The sequence below is a fragment of the Alphaproteobacteria bacterium genome, from assembly GCA_039980135.1.
Classification (GTDB): domain Bacteria; phylum Pseudomonadota; class Alphaproteobacteria; order UBA6615; family UBA6615; genus UBA8079.
On the sequence record JBDXCV010000009.1, the window covers coordinates 576,563 to 599,727 of the forward strand.

Here is a 23,165-nt window from a genome sequence, read left to right on the forward strand (position 1 = left end):
CTTGTCGCAGCGCCGCAAATCCCTGATTGTACAAACAATTCGGGGCCAAACGGCCATCCGGTCGGGCGCGGCGATAGAAGCAATATTTTCGTCCCCACCGTTTGTTGACCGCCCAAGGCTGACAATCGTGATCCATGTCCCATATTGTTGGGACGACTTTCCGGACCCAACCTCGAGCGAACATCACCCCATGACAGACATTGCCCGCACCGACGACATCTTCTACGCGCGAACCGGCATGGACCCCGAACGGGTGGTGGCACGGGTCGATACCGCGCTCGAGGGCGCCGACGATGGCGAGCTGTTTCTCGAATATAACCAGTCCGAGAGCATCACGTTTGACGATGGGCGTGTGCGCAACGCCAATTTCGACACCTCCCAGGGGTTCGGCCTGCGTGCCGTCTCGGGCGAGGCGACCGGATATGCCCATTCGACGGAGATGAGCGAAGCCGCGATTACACGCGCCGGCGATACGGTGAGTGCGGTGCGCACCGGCCGCAGCGGGACCGTGGCCGATTCCCCTGCCGGCACAAACCGCGACCTCTACACCGATACCAACCCGCTGGGCGAGATGGCGTTTGAGGACAAGGTGGCGCTCCTGTCGGAGATCGACGCCTATGCGCGCGGGAGCGACCCGCGCGTGCGCCAGGTAACCGCGTCGCTGTCGGGAAGCTGGCAGGCCGTGCAGATCGTCCGGGCCGGCGGCGACCGGCGCGCCGATATCCGCCCGCTGGTACGCCTCAATGTCTCGCTCATGGTCGGCGACGGCGACCGCCAGGAAACCGGCTCCCACGGGGTCGGCGGCCGAGCCATCTACGACCAGTGGATTTCGCCGGAAAACTGGCACGCGCAGGTCGATGAGGCCCTGCGCCAGGCTCTGGTGAATCTCGATTCCGTACCCGCGCCCGCCGGCGAAATGCCGGTCGTACTGGGCCCCGGCTGGCCCGGGGTCCTCCTCCACGAGGCCATCGGCCACGGCCTCGAAGGCGATTTCAACCGCAAGAAGACCTCGGCCTTCTCGACACTGCTCGGCGAACGGGTCGCGGCCCCGGGGGTCACCGTGGTCGATGACGGCACATTGGCGGACCGGCGCGGTTCGATCACGATCGACGATGAAGGCACGCCCAGTGCCTATAACGTGCTGATCGAGGATGGCATCCTGAAGAACTACATGCAGGACCGGATGAATGCGCGGCTCATGGGCATGGCGCCGACCGGCAACGGGCGACGGCAATCCTTCGCCCACAATCCGATGCCACGCATGACCAACACCTACATGCTCGACGGCGAGGCCGACCCCGAGGAATGCATCAAGGCGGCAAAGACCGGCATCTATGCCGTGAATTTCGGCGGCGGCCAGGTCGACATCACCAACGGCAAATTCGTATTCAGCTGCACCGAGGCCTACATGATCGAGAACGGCAAGCTCGGCGCACCTGTCAAGGGGGCGACCCTGATCGGGAACGGCCCCGACGCGCTGACCCGGGTAAAGCTGATCGGCAACGATACTCGGCTCGACGACGGAGTCGGCACCTGCGGCAAGGACGGTCAGTCGGTCCCGGTCGGGGTCGGCCAGCCGACCATGTACCTGGAATCTCTCACCGTGGGCGGTACCGCGGTCTGACCGGTCGAAAGCCGGCTCCAAACACAACAGCTATGCATATTCTGCATGGTGATTTGTTTCATATTCCAGTCCGGTACAGAATAACCAAGGCAAGAATATTCAAGCCTGCCGATTCACCCGACCGTCATGCCGGACCGGGCACGACGGTCTATTCGGAGACGACATGCCCGACGAAGGACGCGTACAAGAGACCTCGGCCTCAGCAGGGACTGCGACCGGGACCGGTTCCGAGATGTCGGCCCCACCGCCGAGACGGCTGGGTCCGCTTGTCCGAAACCTGGTCATCGTCTCCATTGTGCTGATCGCCGTCGCGGGCGCGGGACGGTGGGGCTATTGGCAATGGGCCCATGTCAGCGAAACCGATGCGCGTATCCAGGCCGACACGATCGCGATTTCGAGCCGCGTTTCGGGCTGGGTCGTCGACTTGCCGATCATCGAGGGCGACAAGGTTCGTCGCGGCGATCTGCTCATCGAGATCGATTCCCGGGAATCCCAGCTCAAACTGACCGAGTATGGTGCCCGCATCGCGGCCCTGGCGGCAGCACAGCAACAGATTACCTCGCAAATCGACCTGATCGACCGGACCACGGCCAGCCGGGTGGAGGCGGTGCGTTCGCGCGCCGGCGCGGCGCGGGTCGCCGTCGAGGCAAGCCGCGAACAGTTCGAATTCGCGCGCACCGATTTCGAACGCACCCGCACCCTGCTGGCCGAGCAGATCGTGTCGCGCCAGCGCCTCGATCAGGTCCATACGGAACTCAGCCGCGCCCAGGAGCGGCACCAGAAGGCCCAGGCGGATCTGGCCGCCGCCCTGGCCGATGTTGGTGAGGCGGAAGCGGCGCGGGGCGAGATGAACGTGCTGGCAAGCCGCATGGATGCGCTGCGCTTCGAGGAAGCCGAGATCGCCGCGCAACGCGATCAGCAGGCGCTCGACGCCGCCGACCGGACCATCAAGAGTCCGATCGACGGCGTGGTCTCGGAGACCTTTGTGGATCGCGGCGAATTTGTCAGCCCCGGGCAGCGCCTGATGCTGGTGCACAACCCCGAACTTGTCTGGGTCGAGGCGAATATCAAGGAGACGGATATCCGCCACCTCGCGCCGGGCATGAATGTCGAGGTCAGGATCGATGCCTTTCCCGACCGGCAGTTCAGCGGGACGGTGGCGCGCATCGGCCAGGCGGCGACGAGTGAATTCGCGCTGCTGCCCAACCCGAACCCGAGCGGCAATTTCACCAAGGTCACCCAACGCCTGCCGGTGCGGATCGCCATCGACGAGACCCAGGGTGTGCTGCGCCCGGGCATGATGGCCGTGGTGAACATCGCGATTCCCGGACGGTGACCGACGCGGCGATGCCAGCCGGCACCGCCGGCGCGGGAGCAGCCGATGTGGGCTTCGCTCATCGCTGGCTGGTCGTCGCCACGAGCCTGTCATCCTCTCTTGCGCTCGCGCTCTCGGGCACCATCACCAACGTTGCCGTGCCAGACATCATGGGCGCATTCGGCGTCGGCCAGGATCAGGCGCAGTGGATGGCCACCGCCTTCTTCGCGGCCATGACCGCGGGCATGCTGCTGAGCGACTGGCTGACCCGCACCTTCGGCTCCCGTCATGTCTTCGTGGCGATGATGATGATGTTCTTCGCCGCCTCCGTCGCCGGCGGCACGGCGCAGACCTATCTGGTGGTGGTGCTGGGCCGCGCCACGCAGGGTCTCGCCGCCGGGGTCATCCTGCCCCTGACGATGATGGCGATGTTTGCCGTGTTCCCGCCGAACCGGCGCGCCATGGTCGCCGGTCTGTTCGGCATCAGTTTCGTGCTCGGCCCCGGCCTCGGTCCGTGGTTCGGCGGTGTTGCGATCGACCAGTTCAACTGGCGGTTCACCTTCTATGTCGCCCTTCCGGTCGCCTTCTTTTCGATGATGCTCGCCTCCGTCGTGTTTGCGACCCGCGACCGCACCGCGCCGCGCACCCATCTGGACTGGTTCGGCTTCCTGCTTGTGGCGACCTTCCTGACGGCCACGCTGACCGGCCTTTCGAACGGCCAGCTGAAGGGCTGGAACTCCAACTTCGTGATGCTCCTCCTGGGAACCGGGCTCGGGTCGGCAATTATTTTCATCGCCTGGGAATTGTTCGTCGACGACCCGATCTTCGATGTACGCCTGCTGGCGCGACCGCGGTTCGCCATCGCCAACATGGTCTCGTTCCTGTTCGGCGCGACCCTGTTCGGCTCATTCTATCTGCAGCCGGTCTTCGTCCAGCTGGTCCAGAACTACTCGCCCCTGCGCGCCGGCCTCGTGCTTGTCCCGGGCGGGCTGATCATGGGCATGGTGCTGCCGCTGGCCGGCCGCACCTCTGACCTCGTGCCGCCCTACATCCCCCTGGCGTGCGGCTTCATGCTGTTCACGATCTCGCTCTGGCTGATGGGGTTCTCCGACGTCAACACCGCATTCATCACCTTCGCCGCGATCGTCGGGCTGGGCCGGATTGGCCAGGGCATGCTATTCCCGCCGGTGACCGCGGTCGGCCTGCAGGCCGCCCCGCCCTCGCAGATGGGCCGGGCCAACGGCATGCTCAACTTCACTCGTCAGATGGGCGGCGCGTTCGGAATCAACCTGGTGGCGATCTTCATCGAACGGCGCACCTCGGTGTATAGCGAAGTTCTGGCAGCCACCCAGACGGAGGCGAACTCCGCCACCGGGGGCCTGCTCGCCGGCGTGCGTGACATGCTGACTGCGGCCGGTTTTCCCGACACGATCGAGGGGCCGCTGGCGACGCTTTATCTCGGCCGCATGATTGCCGCACAGGCGACCGCGCGGGCATTCCAGGACACGTTCTTCGTGTTCGCGCTCGTCGGCCTGCTCGCGGTGATTCTCTCGCTCGCGCTGTGGAGCCCGTTCCGGCGCAGTTAGCTCGGCGTCGCCTCCGGGCGTTCGGTCAGCTTGTTGAGTTTGTCGAGGATGTAGAGCACGACCACATACATCACATAGTAGATGAATATGAAATTGACGACGGGAATCAGGGTCAGCACGACCCAGAGCACCTGGTTGCGCCCCATTCGTCCCGCCAGGAAATAGTTCCCGATGGCGAACGGAATCATGAAAATGACGAACGGTAGAAAGAACGTAAAATCGAATCCGTGCTGCATGCCTTGTCTCCTCTTTCAGTTGACCCCTACCAGGCGTACTCCTCGAATGCCCGGTTCACGTCATGGTCCCAGCGGCCGTCGAAGGCGGCGAGCTTGTTCTCCGCCGGGGTGAGTCCGCTGTCGACGATCTGTTCCAGGGTGGCCAGAAAATGAGTCTCGTCCTGGCCCCAGAAATCCTCCCGGGCCCGGTTGCGCAGGCCCATCCGCGAGATCTCCAGCGCTTCGCGGGCGAGATCGAGCAGCGATCGATTGCGGAACGGCGTCGCGAGCCCCTGCGCGGGTACCTCATTACGCATTTCCACGACCTCGTCCGCCGACCAGTCGGCGATCATATCCGAGGCCGCGTCGAGGGCGGCCGTGTCATAGAGCAGGCCGACCCAGAACGCCGGCAGCGCGCATACGCGCCGCCACGGGCCGCCGTCGGCGCCGCGCATCTCGAGGAAACGCTTCAGGCGGACTTCGGGAAACAATGTCGTCGTGTGATCGGTCCAGTCACCCATGGTCGCCCGCTCGCCCGGCAGAGCCGCGAGATTGCCGGCCATGAAGTCGCGAAATGACTGACCCGACGCGTCGATATAGGCCCCGTCGCGGTAGACGAAATACATCGGCGTATCGAGCGCGTAGTCGACATATTGCTCGTAACCGAAATCGTCGTCGAACACGAAGGGCAGGATACCCGACCGATCATTGTCCGTGTCCGTCCAGACATGGCTGCGCAGGCTCACATATTCCGTGCGTTTGCCCTCCTTGAAGGGCGAATTCGCGAACAGGGCAGTAGCGATCGGCTGCAGCGCCATCCCCACACGCATCTTGCGCGCCATGTCGGCCTCGCTGTCGAAATCCAGATTGACCTGAACCGTGCAGGTGCGCAGCATCATGTCGAGGCCCATGGAGCCGACCTTGGGCATGTATTCGCGCATGATCTTGTATCGACCCTTCGGCATCCAGGGCGCATTTTCGCGCTTGAGGAACGGGTGGTAGCCGATCCCCAGCATGGCGACACCCAGTTCGCGGTTGACCTCGCGCAGTTGCTTGAGATGCTCATGCACCTCGTCGCAGGTCTGGTGCAGGGTCTCCAGCGGCGCGCCCGAAAGTTCGAACTGTCCGCCAGGCTCGAGGGAAATATTGGCGCCGCTCTCGCCCGACAACGCGATGACATTCGCGCCCTCGAACACCGGCTCCCATCCGAAACGTTGCAGACCTTCGAGGAGGTCACGAATTCCCGGGCTGCTGTCGTAGGACAGCGGCGCGCGATCCGACTGCCGGAATGCGAATTTCTCGTGCTCGGTCCCGATCCGCCAGGCCTCGCGCGGTTTCTCGCCTTCGGCGAACCACGCGATGAGCTGATCCTTGGATTCGATGACCGGCCCGCCACCCGAAGACGGTGCTGCCATGATTAAATTCCCGACTGGTTCCGGTTAACCCACGCGCCCGGAACGCCAGTCCCCGGCAACGGCTTGAACAACGGCAAGGGCCGCCAGCGCGGCCGTGTCGGCGCGCAGCACACGCGGCCCCAACCCGACAGGCGTAACAAAGGGTACATCACGCAATTGGTCAAGCTCGGCCGGCGCAAAACCGCCCTCCGGTCCGGTCATCACCGCAAGCGGTGCGGGGTTCTCGGCGAGTTCCGCCGCGATATCCAGAATCGGTTTCCCGGCCCCGGTCTCGTCGCCGACCAGCAACCGTCGCGCCGTCGGCCACGCATCGAGAAAATCCGGGAACCGGACCGGCGCGTCGATCTCCGGGATGCTCAGGCGCTCGGATTGCTCGGCCGCCTCGATCGCATTCGCGCGCAAACGCCGCGTGTTGACTCGCTCGGAGTTGGTCCGCGCCGTGATCACGGGCACGATCCGCGAGACCCCGAGCTCGGTCGCCTTGGTGACCATGAAATTGACCGCCGCGCGCTTGATCGGCGCGAAGACCAGCCAGAGGTCGGGCGCGGGTGCCTGATCGCGCAGCCGCTCGCGGATCGACAGGCGCACGGCGCCCCGGCGCATTTCGGTCAGCTCGGCCCAGAATTCGCCGTCGCGCCCGTTGAAGAGTGCCACCCGGTCGCCGGCGCCGCGGCGCATCACATTCTGCAGGTAATGGCTCTGATCCCGGCCCAGGGTGAAGCCGCCGCCCGACACAAGATCGTCTTCGACGAACAGGCGGATGCGGGTGAAATCTGCCGGGGTATCGGACATCGGGTAAATCCGGGATTGGGGACGCGGCCCCGTCTGGGCTAACAATGCGTCATGCACGACGCCCCACATCATAACGCCAGTGACATCCCGCGCGGCAACTGGCTCGACCGCTATGCGCCCGAACGCACGCGGCCGTATGCGCGGCTGATGCGTCTCGACCGGCCCATCGGCACCTGGTTGCTGTTGCTGCCGGGCTGGTGGGCGCTCGCGATTCCCGCCGCGCCGGGCGCATGGCCGAACTTCTACTGGGTCGGCCTGTTCGGTATCGGCGCTGTCCTGATGCGGGGTGCGGGCTGCGTGATCAACGACTATTTCGACCGCGATTTCGACGCGCGCGTCGCACGAACCGCCGACCGGCCGCTCGCCAGCGGCGCGGTGAGCGTACGGGCCGCGCTGGCGTTCCTCGCCCTGCTGCTCGCGGCCAGCTTCGCGATCCTGGTGCAGTTCAACGGCTTCGCAATCGCCATCGGCGCGCTGAGCCTCATCCTCGTCGTGCCCTATCCGCTGATGAAACGGATCACCTGGTGGCCCCAGGCCTGGCTGGGCCTGACCTTCAACTGGGGCGCGCTGCTGGGCTGGGCCGTGGTGCGCGGTGATCTCGATCCCGCCGCATTCGTGCTCTACGCCGCCGGGTTCTTCTGGACCCTGGGCTACGACACGATCTACGCCCACCAGGACAAGGAAGACGACGCGCTGGTCAGCATCAAGTCCACCGCCCGCCTGCTGGGTGCCAACTCCCGCCCCTGGGTCGCGGGTTTCTATGTCGTGGCCATCGTCCTGCTGGCGGTAACCGGCTGGATGGCGGCACTCGCATGGCCGTTCTGGGCCGGACTCGCGCTCGGGGCGGCCCACCTCGCCTGGCAGGCCCTCACGATCGATTTCGACGATGCGAAGGACTGCCTGGCGAAGTTTCGCGCCAACCGGGATTTCGGGCTGATCATTTTCGCCGCTGCCATCGCTGGCCGGTTGCTGACCTGAGCGCTACTCCTGCGCGGCGGGGGTCATGAAGGAAATTTCGGCGCCCTGTGGATCTCGCATCGTGCCGATCCGGCCGACGCCGGGAACATCGAACGCTTCCATGAGAACTTCCGCACCCTCCGCCTTGGCCTGCACCATGACGGAATCGATATCGTCGACCGAGATATACGCCCGCCAATAGGGTGGCGTGCCGTCTGGTGCGCCCTCGGGCATCCCCATGATCCCGCCCGCAGGCACCTCGCCCAGCATGGCGACATAATAGGTGCCGCCATTGTCCATGGGCATCTCGTTGAAACGCCAGCCCGCGAGCTTCGCGTAGAATTTCTTCGCCGCCTCGATGTCCGTCGTCGAGAGCTCGTTCCAGTAAAAAGTGCCGTGATCTGCCATTGCAGCCTCCTTTAATTAACCTAATGGTTAACTATATCATGCGCCGGTGACATGCAAATGGAAGTGCAGGTTCAGATCGCCTCAACTTTATGTGAGGCATGGGCCACCGGATGCGCCGCCGCCTGCAGCCGCCCGACCCGCGCATCGCGGGCCGCCGGATCGTCGATATGGGCGCGCACGAACGCCGCCAGATCTTCGCCCGGCGCGATCCGGTCCCGCATCAGGGTCAGCGCTTCGCGTTGTGAAAGCGCGGGCAGTTGCCGGCCCTCGGCGGCGATCTCCGCCAACGCAAACGGCAGGGTGGCATCGCCCACATGGCCGCGAAAGCTGAGATAGGCCCAGGCGGCATCGATGACATCACCGCCATCGAGCGCCAGGGCCAGACCGTCGAGCCGCGCGAAATGGTAATTGTCGATCTCGGTCGGATGCATGACCTCCAGTTCGGCGTCGCTCAACCAGTTCACGGCCACCGCCACGCGCGTCCCGGGCACATGACGCAGGGCCGCCGGCAACGATCCATAGCTCGAGAAATGCGCCGAGAAGACGACGTCGTGATCGTCGAGCCAGGCGCGTTGCACCGGGATCGGCGCGTGATCGGTCCCGTATTTCTGGCGCAACCGCAGCGGGGACTGGTTCGACCCGTAGCCGATAACGGGGCGACGTCCCGCTGTGAGCGCGACATCGAACGGCGCGGCCTCGCCATCGATGAAGGTGAACGAGTGCGCAGTGATGTCATACGGGTAGCCGACGGCGCGCACCAGCGCGGGGTCGGTTTCGAAGGGGTCAGTCGTCATAGTCCTATTGTCCCGTGCCGCTGGGGGACCTGCAAGCGAACTTGCACGAAAGCCGGTTCTTGACGCGCGCGCGCGAGACCGGTCTAAGTCGAGCGCCATGCCATATGCCAGCCTCCGTGATTTCATTGACCGCCTGGAACGCGATGAGCGCCTCGTCCGGGTGAGCCACCCGGTCGCCGCCAACCTCGAGATGACCGAGATCCAGACCCGGTTGCTCGCCGAGGGCGGCCCGGCGGTGCTGTTCGAGAATGTCGTCGCCGACGACGGCACCCCCAGCCCGATACCCGTGCTGGCCAATTTGTTCGGGACGGTGGAACGGGTCGCCTGGGGCATGGACCGGGAGCCGGACCAGCTGCGCGAGATCGGCGAAACCCTGGCCTTCCTGCGCCAGCCCGAGCCGCCCGGCGGCCTGCGGGACGCCTGGGACAAGCTGCCGATCCTGCGCACCGTGATGGCGATGCGACCCAAGACGGTCTCTTCGGGTCCGGTCCATGAAGTGGTTTGGACCGGGGACGATATCGACCTGTCCAAGCTGCCGATCCAGACCTGCTGGCCCGGCGAACCCGCGCCCCTGATCACCTGGCCGCTGATCGTCACCCAGGGCCCCGACCCCGACGGCAAGCGCGAGGACGCATTCAACCTGGGCATCTACCGGATGCAGGTGACAGGACCCAAATCGACCTATATGCGCTGGCTCAAGCATCGCGGCGGCGCCCAGCACCATGCCCGCTGGAAGGCCGAGCGCCCCGAGCCGCTGCCGGCCGCCGCCGTCATCGGCGCGGACCCGGGCACCATCATCGCCGCCGTCACGCCGGTGCCCGACAATCTGTCGGAGTACCAGTTTGCGGGACTGCTGCGCGGCAAGCGCCTGGAACTGGTGGATTGCAAGACCGTCCCGCTCAAGGTACCGGCCTCGGCGGAGATCGTGATCGAGGGGCATGTCTCGCTGGACGAATATGGCGACGAAGGCCCCTATGGCGACCACACCGGCTATTACAATTCCGTCGAGCCGTTCCCGGTGTTTCATGTCAGCGCCATCACCATGCGACGCGACCCGATCTATCTTTCGACCTTCACCGGCCGGCCACCGGACGAGCCGTCTGTCCTCGGCGAAGCGTTGAACGACGTGTTCGTCCCGCTTCTGCGCCAGGCCTTTCCCGAGATCACCGACTTCTGGCTCCCACCCGAAGGCTGTTCCTACCGGATCGCCGTGGTCTCCATGCGCAAGGCCTATCCGGGCCATGCCAAGCGGGTGATGATGGGCGTGTGGTCCTATCTGCGCCAGTTCATGTACACGAAATGGGTGATCGTCGTGGACGATGACATCGACGCGCGCGACTGGAAGGACGTGATGTGGGCCATCTCGACCCGCATGGACCCGGCCCGCGACATCACGCTGATCGAAAACACGCCGATCGATTATCTCGATTTTGCCTCACCGTCGGCCAGCCTCGGCAGCAAGGTCGGGCTCGATGCGACCAACAAGATTCCGCCCGAGACCGAACGCGAATGGGGGCGCGAGATCCGCATGGATGACAACGTGGTCGAAAAAGTCTCGCAGATGTGGAACGATTTGGGTCTGCCCGGATCGGGCAAGCCGATCTGGAAGTAATGCCGTCGCAACTGCCGGCATTCTGCAAGAAAGGGGAAAGACGATGGAATCGATTGCAGCCGTCGTGCCCGTCAACACAATGTTGATATCCGCGCTCCTGGTCACCATGAAACTCGTGCTTGGTATCCGGGTCACCATGTACCGGGCAAGCCACAATATCCCTTGGGGAGACAATGGCGACGACCAGATGACCCGCCGCATACGCGCCCATGCAAACCATTCGGAATGGGTGCCCGCGACACTGATTCTCCTGGCGTTGATTGAAATGTCCGGGGTATCGCCCTTCATCATCGGCGCGCTGGGTGCCGCATTACTCGTTGGCCGGGGCCTGCACGGCCTTGGGTTGATGGGCAACGCGGAAGCCTTCAACCGGGTGACGGGCATCACCATGCACTGGATCGTACTGGCACTCGCCGTCATCATCGCGGTCGTTCAGTTTTTCGCGCCCGGCTCCTTCTAGGCAAATGCCGCCTATCAGGCGGAAAACAATCGGCGGCGCGAATGAGATGAGGTTCGCGCCGATTCCCGCTGTTGCAAACCGGTACGCCGGGTTCGCATCGACAGCGAAGTGGTCGTGAATGCCCCAACGATGTAGAAGGATTTATGACTGTCCGACCGGGCAGCCAATCCGGATGGATTGCCGTCACCGCTGACGGAACGCCGAAAAGAAGGGGAATGACCATGGAAGCGATCGTTGCCGTCGCGCCCGTCAACATCATGCTCGTCGCGGCATTGCTCGGGCTGATGAAGCTCGCATTGGGCATCAGCGTCACCAAATACCGGTTTCAGCACAAGATCATGTGGGGTGATGCCAGCGACGACGGCATGGCGCGTCGCATCCGCGCCCATGCCAACTTCACGGAATGGGTACCGGCAACCCTGATCCTGCTGGGGCTCATCGAGATGATGGGCGTCTCGCCTGTCATCATTACCGTCCTCGGTGCCATGCTGATCATCGCCCGGGTCCTGCACGCGCTGGGCCTGATGGGCAACGCCGAATCATTCAACCGGGCCACCGGGATCGTGATCAACTGGGCGACACTCGGCCTTGCATCCGTCATCGGGATCGTCGAGTTTTTCGCACCCGGAACTCTCTAGCCCGAAAACAAGGCGAACGAATAAAGTCATGTCAGATTCCATGTCCGCCGAAGACCGCGACCGGCTCGCCTATCTGGTCAACGAAGCCACGAAACGCGGTGCCGACGCGGCCGATGCCGTGCTGATCCGTGCGACGTCGATTTCCCACGCTCAGCGGTTGGGTGAAATCGAGCAGCTCGAACGCCAGGAAAGCTTCGACTTGGGCCTTCGGGTCTTTCGAGGACAGAAGCAGGCGATCGTCTCCTCGACCGATTTCTCGAAGGACGCCCTTTCCGAGTTGGTCGGTCGCGCCCTCGACATGGCCGCAGCCGTGCCGGACGATCCGTGGTGCGGATTGGCCGACCCCGACCAGCTGGCGACCGACATCCCCGATCTCGACATGGTTGATCCCGAGGAGCCCGGCAACGAGACCCTCGTCGAGATGGCGCGTCAATGCGAAGACGCGGCCAGGGCCGTCGAGGGCATCACGAATTCCGAAGGCGCCCAGGCGAGCTGGAGCCGCACCGGCGTTTGCCTTGCGGCCAGCAACGGTTTCGCGGGGGACTATGCGCGAACCGATTCCGGCGTCGGCGTCTCGGTCATCGCCGGCGAAGGCGCGGGCATGGAATCAGAATATGACTTCGCCCACGCGGTTCACATGGCCGACCTGGAGGACCCCGCCGCGGTGGGCCGCCGGGCCGGCGAGAAGGCCGCCGCACGGCTTGGCGCGCGCCGCATGCCGACAGCGCAGGTGCCGGTCGTCTTCCATCCGCGCGTCGCCGGGGGCCTGCTGGGGCATCTCACCGGCGCCATCACCGGCCCCGCCATCGCCCGCGGCACCAGCTTCCTCAAGGACCGGCTGGGCGAAAAAATCTTCGCCGCCGACATCGAGATTGTCGATGACCCGCACCGCAAGCGCGGCATGCGCTCCAAGCCCTTCGATGCGGAGGGAACCGCGAATTCGAAGCGATCTATTGTCAAAGACGGCGTCCTGACCACCTGGCTTCTGGATCTCGCCTCGGCCAAGCAACTCGGTCTCGAGACCACCGGCCATGCCGGACGCGGCACGTCGGGTCCGCCCTCGCCGGGGCCCTCGAACCTGTATCTGACGCCGGGAACTCTCTCGCCGACGGAACTGCTGGCCGACATCAAGTCCGGGTTCTACATCACCTCGCTGATGGGCATGGGCGTGAACGGTGTGACCGGGGACTATAGCCGCGGCGCGTCAGGCTTCTGGATCGAGAATGGCGAGATCACGTTCCCCGTTACCGAGCTGACGATCGCGAGCAACCTGAACCAGATGTTCGCGGGCATGGTCCGGGCGAACGATCTCGAATTTCGTTTCGGCACCAACAGCCCGACCGTACGCATCGACGGCATGACGGTCGCGGGCGGCGGCGAATAGTTCCGATCCGGGTCAGACGCGCAGCGGGGCCGGTTCGTCGGCCGGCGGATCGACCTCGAAGGCGTTTGCCGTGCAGCAGGTCATCACGAACTGCCCCGACGCGGCCACGAGACCGATCAGATCCGTCTCGCCCATCACCGCCTCGGCGGCGGCATAGGACGCATCGCTGAGCTTGTTCAATTCCATGAGCTCGCGGGCAACCTCGTAACAGGTCCGCTCACGGTCGTCGGCCATGTTAGGAACCTCGCGGGCGTTGATCGCATCCACGATATCCCGCTCGATGCCGATGGCCAGCGCATTGCGCGACTGGGCATACCAGGGATAACGCGCATTCCAGTGCCGCGCGACAACCATGAACACGATCAGACGCTCGCGCTCACTCAGCGGCCCCGCGCCGAGCGTATCGCGCATGTCCTGCGCCACCTGAAACAGATCGGGTTGGCGGATGTAGGCGTAAAACGGCCCGCCAACGGGGCCGCCGCTCGCCTTGGCGGCGTCGTAGACCCTGGCCTGATCGGCGTTCATGTCCGCCCGGTCGATAATCTTGATACGCGTCATGTCCGTGTCTCCTCGCATGCGTACGCGGGCGGCATTTATCCGCCCTTGCGCACCACCATCCACATATTGTCGCTCAGCGGGAAACGGTCGAAGAAGCCGAACCCGACCGTGGTGAGGCCCGCATCGCCGACCATCGCGCGCAGGCTCGCGGGCGTGAAGTGATTGACATGCCCGGGGAAGCGGAAGCCGCACCAGCGCGACCCCATGACCCGTCGATTGATGCTCGCGAAGTTCGGGACCTTGATGATTGCCACGCCGCCCGGCTTGAGCACCCGCGCTGCATGGGTCAGCAATTCGACCGGCTTGTGCTCATGTTCGAGAAAGGAGCGCATGAGAACACCGCTCGCCGTGCCCGCCTCGTAACTCGCCAACCCCTCGACCGCGGGCAGGTTGGTAATGTGGCCGCCGCGCGCCGACAATAGTTCCTGCGCCTCTTCGGCCAGCGCCTTGGAAATCTCGATGCCGCTGGTCTCGTAGTGATCGGGCAGCGACAACAACCGGTCCGCGTTGCCGCATCCCACATCGATCACCAAACCGGGCGGCACCCACTTGTTGATGCGTTTGATCAGCTTGTCAGGCTTGCGGACGGCCCAGCGATAGAATTTCCGCCAGGCGCGCGAAATGCCATAGGCCAGCGGATACTCCTTGCGCATCCGTACCTTGCGGTCGCCATGGTTCTTTTCCCAGGCGAACGCCACCTTGAAATCCGCGTAATCCGGGGGGTTTTCAAGATACACGAACCCGCAAGCGCCGCACTTGCGAAGCTTCCAGTCCTGCCACGAATAGTCGAGTGCAGGCCGGCTCGAATTGTCGGTTTCGCAATTCGGGCAATTCCTGTGTAGAAGTTCGCCAAGATTCTCGGCTGCGGACATATATTCCCTCGCTGATCGCACCGTTCGCAATCAGGCTAGCTTTACCATCGCAGCGGGAATCGCAACAGGCTTGTCTGGCGCGGGCCGACGCACAGTCCCGCGCACGGTGAATTGCGGCATGTTAGGCTTGTATCGACAACGGCGCATATGGCCCGATTCGGCGCGCGACCAACGGAGGCGGCAGTAACCGCAACATGCAGGATTCCCCTCAGAATCCCCGGACGGACACCACAGGCCAACTGATCGGCCGGATGTGGCGCGACTGGATGAGTGCGTACAAGGCCAGGGTCGCCATGGCCGTGGCCCTGATGATCGTCGTCGCTGCCGCGTCCGCCGCCTACCCCAAGCTGATCGAGACCTCGGTCGATATGCTCGAGGCCCAGAACGCACATGTGGTCTGGCTGATGCCGCTGGCGATCATTCTGGTGACCTTCATCAAGGGTCTGGCCTCCTATGGCCAAAGCGTCCTGAGCCAGTCGGTTGCCCTGCGAGTCATCAATGCGATCCAGAAGGCCATGTTCTCACACCTGATGAATGCCGACCTGCAGGCCCATCACGAAACGTCGACCGGCAAGCTGATCTCGCGCTTCACCAACGATGTGAACTTGATGCGTGATGCCCTGTCGCGAACCTTGACGGCCATGGCGCGGGACTTCGTCACCGCCGCGGCGCTGATCGGGATGATGTTCTACCTCGACTGGCTGCTCGCGATCATCGTGATCGTCACATTCCCGCTGGCCGGCCGGCCGATCATTCGGATCGGACGGCGCCTGCGTCGCGCTTCGAACAATGCCCAGACCGGCATGGGTGACCTGACCTCCAATCTCGAACAGGCCTTTTCGGGCATTCGCCTGATCAAGTCATACCGGATGGAGGATTACGAGCGCGGCCGGGCCAACGATCTCTTCGACCTCATCTATCACCTGGTCATGAAAACGGTGAAGGGCCGGGCGCGTACCTACCCGATCCTCGAAACCCTCGGCGGGGTTTCGGTCGCCGCGGTCCTGGCCTATGGCGGCTGGCGGATATTGTCGGGCACGGGAACGCTGGGCGAGTTCGTGGGGTTCCTGGCCGCCGTGATCCTGGCCTACCAGCCCATCCGCAGCCTCGGGAACCTCAACGCCGCCCTGCAGGAAGGGTTGGCTGCGGTCCAACGCAGTTTCGACCTGCTTGATACCCCCGCCGAAATCTTCGATGCGCCGGATGCCCGCGATCTCGTTCTTGCCGGCGGGAACGTCACCTTCGACAAGGTGACCTTCGCCTATACCCCGGACAAGCCGGCCCTCAGCGCGGTGGACATGCGCATCCCGGCGGGCCAGACCGTGGCCCTTGTCGGCCCCAGCGGTGCCGGCAAATCGACGGTGATGAACCTGCTGCTCCGCTTCCATGATGTCGACGCCGGTACCATCGCCATCGACGGACAGGATGTGCGGAGCCTGACCATGGCCAGCCTGCGTGACAACATCGCGCTCGTCAGCCAGGACATCACTCTGTTCAACGATTCCGTCGCCGCGAACATCCGTTTCGGCCGGCCCGACGCGACGGACGAAGAGGTGATCGCCGCGGCACGCGATGCCGCCGCCCATGATTTCGCATCCGCACTTCCGGAGGGCTACGACACGCTGGTCGGGGATCGCGGTTCGTCCCTGTCCGGCGGCGAACGCCAGCGCGTCGCCATCGCACGCGCGATGCTCAAGGACGCCCCGATCCTCCTGCTCGACGAGGCGACGAGCGCGCTGGACGCGGAATCCGAACAACAAGTGCAAGTCGCTCTCGAACGGCTGACGGCCAATCGCACCACATTGGTCATCGCCCACCGCCTCGCCACGGTGATGAACGCGGATCAGATTCTCGTGCTGGACGAGGGCCAGATTCTCGAGACCGGCACCCATGGCGAACTCCAGGCCCGCGACGGACTGTATGCGCGGTTGAGCCGGCTGCAATTCCGCGAGCCCGGGCCCGCCGACAGTACAGAGACCCCCCAAGACGGCGGCGCGCCGGACGCCGAACGCGCGCACGGATGACCTGGGCCGACCGGCCCGGAAACAGGGGCAAATCCACTCTCGCCATCAGCCTGTATCGCGGTGTCACCACCGCGGGACTGCCGCTGGTCGAACTCCTGCTCCAGCGACGCCTGATGCGCGGCAAGGAAGAGGCGTCGCGCATTGACGAACGCCGCGGCATCCCATCGATCCAGCGCCCCGCCGGGCCCATCGTGTGGATCCACGCCGCGAGCATCGGCGAGGCCCAGTCGGTGCTGGTCCTCATCGAGCGGATTCTGCGTATTGCCCCTGAGTTGAATCTTCTGATGACCACCGGCACCGTGACCTCGGCCCGGATGATGAGCGAGCGCCTCCCGCCCCGTGCGATTCATCAGTATGTCCCGGTTGACCGGGCAGCATGGGTGCGGCGGTTCCTCGAATACTGGCGGCCCGCGGCCGCCCTGTGGGTCGAATCCGAGCTCTGGCCAAACCTCCTGCTCGAATCACGCCGCGCGGGCATTCCCCTGGCGCTGGTCAACGCGCGCATGTCGGCGCATTCACGCAGCAGTTGGGGACGCGCACCCAAACTCGCCCGCGAGTTATTGTCATGCTTCGGCACCATCCTGGCACAGGACCAGGCGATCGCCGAAAGACTAAAGGCGCTGGGGGCCCGGAATGTCTCCGTGACCGGCAACCTGAAACTGGCAGCCGCGCCCCTGCCGGCGACCGCTGCGGCGTTGATCGAACTGCAGGATGCGATCGCTATTCGCCCCGCCTGGGTCGCGGCCAGCACCCATCGCGGCGAAGAGGAGATTGTCGGTACGGTGCATCGGGCCCTCGCGGGAAAACATCCCGGCCTCCTCACCCTGCTGGCGCCGCGCCATCCGCAGCGCGGCGATGAGGTCGCGCAGGTGTTGACCAAATCCGGCCTGGCCGTCGCACGCTGGTCGCGCGGAGAGGCCATCACGCCGGAAACAGACATCTATCTGGCCGACGGCACCGGGCTGCTCGGCCAGCTCTATCGCGTGGCCCCCATTGCCTTCGTCGGCGGGTCGCTGATCCCCCATGGCGGCCAGAACATGCTTGAGGCCGCACAGTTGAACTGCGCCGTCTTCTATGGCCCGCATGTCGATAATTTCCGGTCGATCGCGACCGAACTGCAGGCCGCCGGCGCCAGCCGGGAAGTGGCCGATGGTAACGCATTGCAACAGGCTGTCGACGAGCTGCTCGCATCGCCCGAACGCGCAAAGGCTATGGCCGACGCGGCCGCCGGTGCCGCGGGCCGCAAGCAGGAGGTCATCGATCTCGTCATGCGCCGTCTGCAGCCCCTGATCGCCAACGCCATCGCGAGCGGATCATGAAGGCGCCGGCATTCTGGTCCCGCCCGAACGCGTCACTGGGCAAGCTGCTCAGCCCGCTCGGTTGCGTGTACCGGCTCGCCGGTGCGCTCAAACATTCTCGGACAAACCCCGTACGCATCGATGCCACTGTCCTTTGCGTGGGCAACCTGGTCGCCGGTGGCACCGGCAAGACGCCGGTCGCTTTGAGCATCGCGGAAATTCTGAACAATGATCACCTGGCGTTCCTGACCCGCGGCTATGGCGGTCGTCTTGCCGGACCCGTCCGCGTCTCTCCCAAGTTCCACACATCGGCGGATGTCGGCGACGAGGCGTTGCTGCTGGCACACACCGCGCCGACATGGGTCGCCCGCGACCGGGTGGCCGGAGGACTTGCCGCCATCAAGGACGGGGCGCGACTGGTCGTGATGGATGACGGCTTCCAGAATCCCTCACTGACAAAAGACATAAGCATCGTCGTGATCGACGGCGAAACCGGCTTCGGAAACGGCCAACTTATTCCCGCCGGACCGCTCCGCGAACCCGTTGCAAAGGGGTTGGCGCGCGCCGACGCGGCGGTCATCGTCGGCAGCGATCATGCCCGAATCGCAAAGATGACGCGGTCCTCGATGCCCGTCCTCTCCGGACGCATCGAGGCAGCCGTCAGTCATGCGGAATGGTCCGGGCGCCGGGTCGTCGCCTTCGCCGGGATCGGCCGGCCGGGCAAGTTCTTCGACACGCTCGAGACGATCGGCTGCGAGGTCGTCGCCACACATGCCTTCGCCGACCACCACCCGTTTTCGGTCAGCGAGATCGCGCAAATCTGCGCCGAGGCCAAAGCCCGCAATGCAACACCGATCACCACGGAAAAGGATGCCGTGCGGCTGCCTCACGCCTTCAGCGGCGAGGTGGAAACCCTGCCGGTGAAATTCGTCTGGGACGATCCCGCCGCAATCGAAGATTTCCTGGTCAGAAAGATCAGCGCAGCAACACGCTAGCGACCAGACGGCATCGGCCCGGCGATCAGTTCCGGATCAAGCCGCACATCGAACCAGTTGATCCGCCAGTCGAGATGCGGCCCCGTCGAACGCCCTGTGGAACCCACGGTCCCGAGCTGCACCCCTGCCACAACCGCCTGCCCGTCTTGAACGTCAACCCGTTCGAGATGGGAGTAGATCGTCGTCAGCCCATGGCCGTGATCCACCACCACCGTCCCGCCGGTATAGAACAGATCAGCCTCGGCGAGCACCACCGCGCCGGGAGCCGACGCAAAAACCGGCGTCCCGCGTGGCGCTGCGATATCGACTCCCAGATGGGCCCGGCGCGGCTCTCCGTTGAGGATACGCTGGTTGCCGTAGCGGCCGCTGATCCGGCCCGTCACCGGCCAGTCGAAACCGGCCTCGAAGAGCGGGGCCGCGCTGTCGCGCGCGCGGGCGGCGGAGATCAGGCGCGCCTCGCGGCGAATACGCTCCTGATCACGGGCGTTGGGGGAGACCTTGCGCGGCGGCAACCCGTCGATGCGCTCGATGTCATAGGCTCGCGTCACGACCGGCAACCCCATGGTCTCGCGGCGCCCGTCGCGATAATCGACCTGCAACGAGAAAGGCTCGGTGCGGTCCCGGTGGATGCCGAACACGAAACGGCCGCTCGCCGCGTCGACCCGCAGCGGCTTGCCGTCGAGCATCACCGTCGCCCCCGGCTCTGCCGTTCCGATCACGAGCGCGCCGGGAACAAAGTCCTTCGGCAGTTCGAGCGCCCAACCCGGGCCACTCAACGCCATCGACATCGCCAACGCCGCGGCCCAAGACCTCACAAGAGGGAGCCTTGCGGATCGTCGGCGGGATCTTTCTTCGCTGGCTTTTTCTTGACCGCAGGCTTGCGCGGCTTTGTCGGCTGCGCAGCGGGCACATCTCCACCCACGCTATCGACCGTCGCACCGACCACCCCGTCGTCGCGGAAGCTGAGGGAAATGCCGTCGCCCGGCGTCAATCCGTCGGCGGCCGGCACCGGCGCACCGTCCGCATCGCGAACGAGCACGAAACCGCGCTCGAGTACGCCCTTGTAGGAATAGCTCTCGAGCAACTTGTCCAGCCCCTTAACGCGCTTCTCAGCATCAGCCAGAACGCGGTTCCCGGCCTTCTTCAGCCGCACCCCGAACGACGCGACATCGCGAAGATCACGCTCGATCCTGCCGTCTCCCGCCGATTTTACCGCCGCGAGGCGCGCCACCATGGACGCCAGATCGCGGCGCTTGGCTTCGACATACTCGTCCGGCTGAACGAGTTGGCGACCCTGCGCGATCACCGCCTCGTCTTTCCCGCGCAACAGGCGAGCCAGCGCGGGTCCGAGCCGCTCGGCCCAGTCATCGACCCGCTGCATGGCCCCTTCAAGAATACGCCGCGGCGCGGGCAGGCCGCGGCCCAACGCGGTGACTTCCTGGTTGCGGCTGCGCAACAGCCGGGTCACCGCGCCGGTCAGGCGCGCGCCATCCTCGCCAACCTGGGCGATCAGATCGGCGCGCACGGGCACCGCCATCTCGGCCGCCGCCGTGGGGGTGGGCGCGCGCTTGTCGGAGGCAAAATCAATAAGGGTCGTGTCGGTCTCATGTCCGACAGCCGAGATCAGGGGAATGTCGCTCGCCGCCGCGGCGCGCACCACATTCTCCTCGTTGAATGCCATCAAGTCCTCGAGTGACCCGCCGCCGCGCGCGACAATCAGCAGGTCCGGACGCGGCACAGGTCCATCCGGCGTCAGTCGGTTGAACCCCTCGATGGCCGCGGTGACCTGGGCGGCGGCGTTGTCCCCCTGTACCAGTACCGGCCAGACCAGCACATGGCGCGGGAAACGGTCCGCCAGGCGGTGCAGGATATCGCGGATAACCGCCCCCGTCGGCGACGTCACCACGCCGATCACCTCGGGGAGATAGGGCAGTGCGGCCTTACGTTCGATATCGAACAGCCCCTCGGCGGCGAGCCGCTTACGGCGCTCCTCGATCATCTTGAGAAGCGCGCCCTCGCCGGCCACCTCCAGCCGCTCGATCACGAGCTGGTATTTGGAGCGTGCCGGATAGGTCGTGACTCGCCCCGTGGCGATCACCTCGAGGCCGTCCTCGGGCTGCACCTCCAGCCGGCCCGCCGAGCCGCGCCAGCACACGCCGTCGATCGTCGCGTCGGAATCCTTGAGGGTCATGTAAAGATGACCCGACGCGGCACGCTTGAACCCGGACACCTCGCCGCGCACACGCACATAGCCGAAGCTGTCCTCGACCGTGCGCTTGACCGCGCCGGACAGTTCACCGACCGACAGCACGGGTGGCTGATTGTCGCCGGGGCTCTGGTCCAGCAGGTCCTGGGTATCGGGGGGCGTCTGGTTCATCGAATCACCCCCATGATACAAACTGCCGGCCTCGAAACGAAGGACGCAAAGAAGGATCGCGGAAATGCGAATTTTGGTCGTCGGCGGCGGCGGACGCGAACACGCGCTGTGCTGGGCCATCGCCGCCTCGCCGCTGTGCGATACGCTCTACTGCGCACCGGGCAATGCGGGCATCGCGCAGGAAGCCGAATGCGTCGCGATTGCAGCCGACGACATCGATGGGCTGGTCTCCTTCGCAACCGATCAGGCGATCGACCTGGTCGTGGTCGGCCCCGAAGGCCCGTTGGTTTTAGGCCTCATTGACCGGTTGGACGCCTTGGGGATCAAGGCCTTCGGCCCGCGCGCCGACGCCGCGATGCTCGAAGGCTCCAAGGGTTTCATGAAGGATTTGTGCGCCCGGCACGACATCCCGACCGCCGGTTACGGCCGGTTTACCGACGCAGATGCTGCGAAGGCCTATATCCGTGAAAACGGCGCACCGATCGTGGTCAAGGCGGACGGCCTCGCGGCGGGCAAGGGCGTGACGGTCGCGCAGACCGTCGACGAGGCGCTCGACGCGGTGGACCAGGCGATGGGCGACAAGGCGTTCGGCGACGCCGGTGCCGAGCTTGTCATCGAGGAATTCCTGCCGGGCGAGGAATTGTCCTTCTTCGCGCTCGTGGATGGCGAGACGGCATTGCCGCTCGCCGGGGCGCAGGACCACAAGGCCGTCGGCGACGGCGACACCGGGCCGAATACAGGTGGCATGGGCGCCTACTCCCCCGCCCCGTCCCTCACGACGGCACTCGAAACCGAGGTAATGGAGACGATCATTCTGCCGACCGTGCGCGGCATGGCGGCCGACGGATACCCCTATCGCGGCGTACTGTATGCCGGGTTGATGCTCGACGGCGGCAGGCCGAAGCTGCTCGAATATAATGTCCGGTTCGGCGATCCCGAATGTCAGGTGCTGATGATGCGGCTCCGGTCGGACATCGTGCCCGCATTGATCGCGGCATGCGACGGCACCCTCAAGACCTTCGACTTGCGCTGGTCCGACGACGCGGCGCTGACCGTGGTCCTCGCCGCAAACGGCTATCCGGGAAGTTACGAAAAAGGCACGGAAATCCGGGGTCTCGACGCCGCCGCGAAAACCGGCGCCACCGTGTTCCATGCGGGGACCGCCGCCGACGGCGACCGGGTCAAGGCGACCGGCGGCCGGGTATTGAATGTGACCGCCCGAGGCGGCGACATCACCTCGGCTCAGGCGAATGCCTATGCAGCCGTCGATGCTATCGACTGGCCGGACGGTTTCTGTCGCCGTGATATCGGCTGGCGCGCGGTCGCGCGCGAGGCCTAGCGAAGCCGGCTCAGCGAAGCGCTGCGAAAAATGCCCGCAGCATCTCCGCGCATTCACCCTCCTCGAGGCCGCCGACGATTTCCGGTGCGTGGTTCGTGGTCGGCTGGCTGAAGATGCGCGCGCCATGTTCGACCCCGCCGCCTTTCGGATCGTAGGCCCCGAAGAACAACCGCCGGATGCGCGCGAACGCAATCGCCTGGGCACACATGGCGCAGGGCTCCAGGGTGACATACAGATCGCAGTCCTCCAGGCGCGGCGCAGACAGTTCGCGCGCCGCCGCCCGGATCGCCAGCAACTCCGCATGGGCCGTCGGGTCATTGTCCTGCTCGACGCGATTGCCGGCCACGGCCACGACCCGCGACGTATCCCGGTCGACGATGACTGCACCCACTGGCACGTCCCCGGCCACCGCAGCGTCCCGGGCCGCGGCGATTGCCTGTTGCATATATCGCGCATCGCTCATGAAGCGGACGGTGCCCGCGAAAGCATGAAATTGCAACGA

The 23,165-nt window shown here is 65.1% G+C and carries 22 protein-coding genes; 12 read left to right on the top strand and 10 right to left on the bottom strand.

Annotated features, from left to right (window positions below):
* Nucleotides 1–190 precede the first annotated feature (190 nt).
* From tldD to ABJ363_13260, 3 genes are all read left to right on the top strand, one after another.
* Nucleotides 191–1,624: a metalloprotease TldD gene (gene tldD / locus ABJ363_13250; protein ID MEP4379963.1), complete on the top strand. Its 1,434-nt coding sequence runs from the start codon at nt 191–193 to the stop codon at nt 1,622–1,624.
* A 163-nt stretch (nt 1,625–1,787) separates the two neighbouring features.
* Nucleotides 1,788–2,960, top strand: a complete 1,173-nt coding sequence (locus tag ABJ363_13255; GenBank protein MEP4379964.1) for an HlyD family secretion protein — start codon at nt 1,788–1,790, stop codon at nt 2,958–2,960.
* A complete protein-coding gene (locus ABJ363_13260; protein MEP4379965.1) occupies nt 2,957–4,525 on the top strand; it encodes a DHA2 family efflux MFS transporter permease subunit in 1,569 nt (522 codons plus the stop codon). The genes ABJ363_13255 and ABJ363_13260 overlap by 4 nt, the downstream gene beginning before the upstream one ends.
* Here the strand turns inward: ABJ363_13260 and ABJ363_13265 are convergent.
* From ABJ363_13265 to ABJ363_13275, 3 genes are read right to left on the bottom strand one after another with little or no spacing between them, the layout of a single operon-like run.
* A complete protein-coding gene (locus ABJ363_13265) occupies nt 4,522–4,761 on the bottom strand; it encodes a hypothetical protein (GenBank protein ID MEP4379966.1) in 240 nt (79 codons plus the stop codon). The two genes, ABJ363_13260 and ABJ363_13265, sit on opposite strands and share 4 nt — an antisense overlap.
* A gap of 26 nt (nt 4,762–4,787) precedes the next feature.
* Nucleotides 4,788–6,155, bottom strand: a complete 1,368-nt coding sequence (locus ABJ363_13270; GenBank protein MEP4379967.1) for a glutamate--cysteine ligase — start codon at nt 6,153–6,155, stop codon at nt 4,788–4,790.
* Between the two features lie 24 nt (nt 6,156–6,179).
* Entirely contained in the window at nt 6,180–6,947 is a 768-nt protein-coding gene (locus tag ABJ363_13275; protein MEP4379968.1) for a 16S rRNA (uracil(1498)-N(3))-methyltransferase, read from the bottom strand.
* 51 nt (nt 6,948–6,998) lie between these two features.
* On the opposite strand from ABJ363_13275, the gene ubiA reads away from it, so the two are divergent.
* Nucleotides 6,999–7,925 (top strand): 4-hydroxybenzoate octaprenyltransferase, encoded by a 927-nt coding sequence (gene ubiA, locus ABJ363_13280; GenBank protein ID MEP4379969.1) that lies wholly within the window; start codon nt 6,999–7,001, stop codon nt 7,923–7,925.
* A gap of 3 nt (nt 7,926–7,928) precedes the next feature.
* On the opposite strand, the gene ABJ363_13285 is transcribed toward ubiA, so the two are convergent.
* Both ABJ363_13285 and ABJ363_13290 read right to left on the bottom strand, forming a co-directional pair.
* On the bottom strand, nt 7,929–8,312 hold the full coding sequence (locus tag ABJ363_13285; protein MEP4379970.1) for a VOC family protein: 384 nt from the start codon (nt 8,310–8,312) through the stop codon (nt 7,929–7,931).
* A gap of 71 nt (nt 8,313–8,383) precedes the next feature.
* Nucleotides 8,384–9,106 carry a hypothetical protein gene (locus tag ABJ363_13290; protein MEP4379971.1) on the bottom strand — a complete coding sequence of 241 codons (723 nt, stop codon included), beginning with the start codon at nt 9,104–9,106 and terminating at the stop codon, nt 8,384–8,386.
* Between the two features lie 97 nt (nt 9,107–9,203).
* Between ABJ363_13290 and ABJ363_13295 the strand changes: the two genes are divergently transcribed.
* The 4 genes from ABJ363_13295 (at nt 9,204) to ABJ363_13310 (ending at nt 13,200) form a co-directional block, all read left to right on the top strand.
* Entirely contained in the window at nt 9,204–10,718 is a 1,515-nt protein-coding gene (locus ABJ363_13295) for a UbiD family decarboxylase (GenBank protein ID MEP4379972.1), read from the top strand.
* A gap of 43 nt (nt 10,719–10,761) precedes the next feature.
* Nucleotides 10,762–11,178: an MAPEG family protein gene (locus ABJ363_13300; protein MEP4379973.1), complete on the top strand. Its 417-nt coding sequence runs from the start codon at nt 10,762–10,764 to the stop codon at nt 11,176–11,178.
* 221 nt (nt 11,179–11,399) lie between these two features.
* Nucleotides 11,400–11,816, top strand: coding sequence for an MAPEG family protein (locus ABJ363_13305; protein ID MEP4379974.1), 417 nt, complete (start codon nt 11,400–11,402; stop codon nt 11,814–11,816).
* A gap of 28 nt (nt 11,817–11,844) precedes the next feature.
* The gene (locus ABJ363_13310) at nt 11,845–13,200 is read left to right on the top strand and encodes a metallopeptidase TldD-related protein (protein MEP4379975.1); all 1,356 of its coding nucleotides are present in this window, start codon (nt 11,845–11,847) and stop codon (nt 13,198–13,200) included.
* Between the two features lie 12 nt (nt 13,201–13,212).
* On the opposite strand, the gene ABJ363_13315 is transcribed toward ABJ363_13310, so the two are convergent.
* Nucleotides 13,213–13,758 (bottom strand): hypothetical protein, encoded by a 546-nt coding sequence (locus ABJ363_13315; GenBank protein MEP4379976.1) that lies wholly within the window; start codon nt 13,756–13,758, stop codon nt 13,213–13,215.
* Between the two features lie 35 nt (nt 13,759–13,793).
* Nucleotides 13,794–14,630, bottom strand: a complete 837-nt coding sequence (locus tag ABJ363_13320) for a class I SAM-dependent methyltransferase (protein ID MEP4379977.1) — start codon at nt 14,628–14,630, stop codon at nt 13,794–13,796.
* A 194-nt stretch (nt 14,631–14,824) separates the two neighbouring features.
* Between ABJ363_13320 and ABJ363_13325 the strand changes: the two genes are divergently transcribed.
* The 3 genes from ABJ363_13325 to lpxK are packed head-to-tail and all read left to right on the top strand — an operon-like array spanning nt 14,825 to nt 18,947.
* Nucleotides 14,825–16,654, top strand: coding sequence for an ABC transporter ATP-binding protein (locus tag ABJ363_13325; protein ID MEP4379978.1), 1,830 nt, complete (start codon nt 14,825–14,827; stop codon nt 16,652–16,654).
* The gene (locus ABJ363_13330) at nt 16,651–17,973 is read left to right on the top strand and encodes a 3-deoxy-D-manno-octulosonic acid transferase (protein ID MEP4379979.1); all 1,323 of its coding nucleotides are present in this window, start codon (nt 16,651–16,653) and stop codon (nt 17,971–17,973) included. The genes ABJ363_13325 and ABJ363_13330 overlap by 4 nt, the downstream gene beginning before the upstream one ends.
* Nucleotides 17,970–18,947 (top strand): tetraacyldisaccharide 4'-kinase, encoded by a 978-nt coding sequence (lpxK, locus tag ABJ363_13335; protein MEP4379980.1) that lies wholly within the window; start codon nt 17,970–17,972, stop codon nt 18,945–18,947. Before ABJ363_13330 ends, lpxK begins: the two co-directional genes overlap by 4 nt.
* On the opposite strand, the gene ABJ363_13340 is transcribed toward lpxK, so the two are convergent.
* Nucleotides 18,944–19,762: a M23 family metallopeptidase gene (locus tag ABJ363_13340; protein ID MEP4379981.1), complete on the bottom strand. Its 819-nt coding sequence runs from the start codon at nt 19,760–19,762 to the stop codon at nt 18,944–18,946. The two genes, lpxK and ABJ363_13340, sit on opposite strands and share 4 nt — an antisense overlap.
* Nucleotides 19,759–21,324, bottom strand: coding sequence for an exodeoxyribonuclease VII large subunit (xseA, locus tag ABJ363_13345; protein MEP4379982.1), 1,566 nt, complete (start codon nt 21,322–21,324; stop codon nt 19,759–19,761). The genes ABJ363_13340 and xseA overlap by 4 nt, the downstream gene beginning before the upstream one ends.
* 64 nt (nt 21,325–21,388) lie before the next feature.
* Here xseA and purD point away from each other — a divergent pair, with 64 nt between their 5' ends.
* Complete coding sequence (purD, locus tag ABJ363_13350) at nt 21,389–22,663, top strand: phosphoribosylamine--glycine ligase (GenBank protein MEP4379983.1); 1,275 nt, start codon at nt 21,389–21,391, stop codon at nt 22,661–22,663.
* A 10-nt stretch (nt 22,664–22,673) separates the two neighbouring features.
* On the opposite strand, the gene ABJ363_13355 is transcribed toward purD, so the two are convergent.
* Entirely contained in the window at nt 22,674–23,126 is a 453-nt protein-coding gene (locus tag ABJ363_13355) for a nucleoside deaminase (GenBank protein ID MEP4379984.1), read from the bottom strand.
* Between the last annotated feature and the right edge of the window lie 39 nt (nt 23,127–23,165).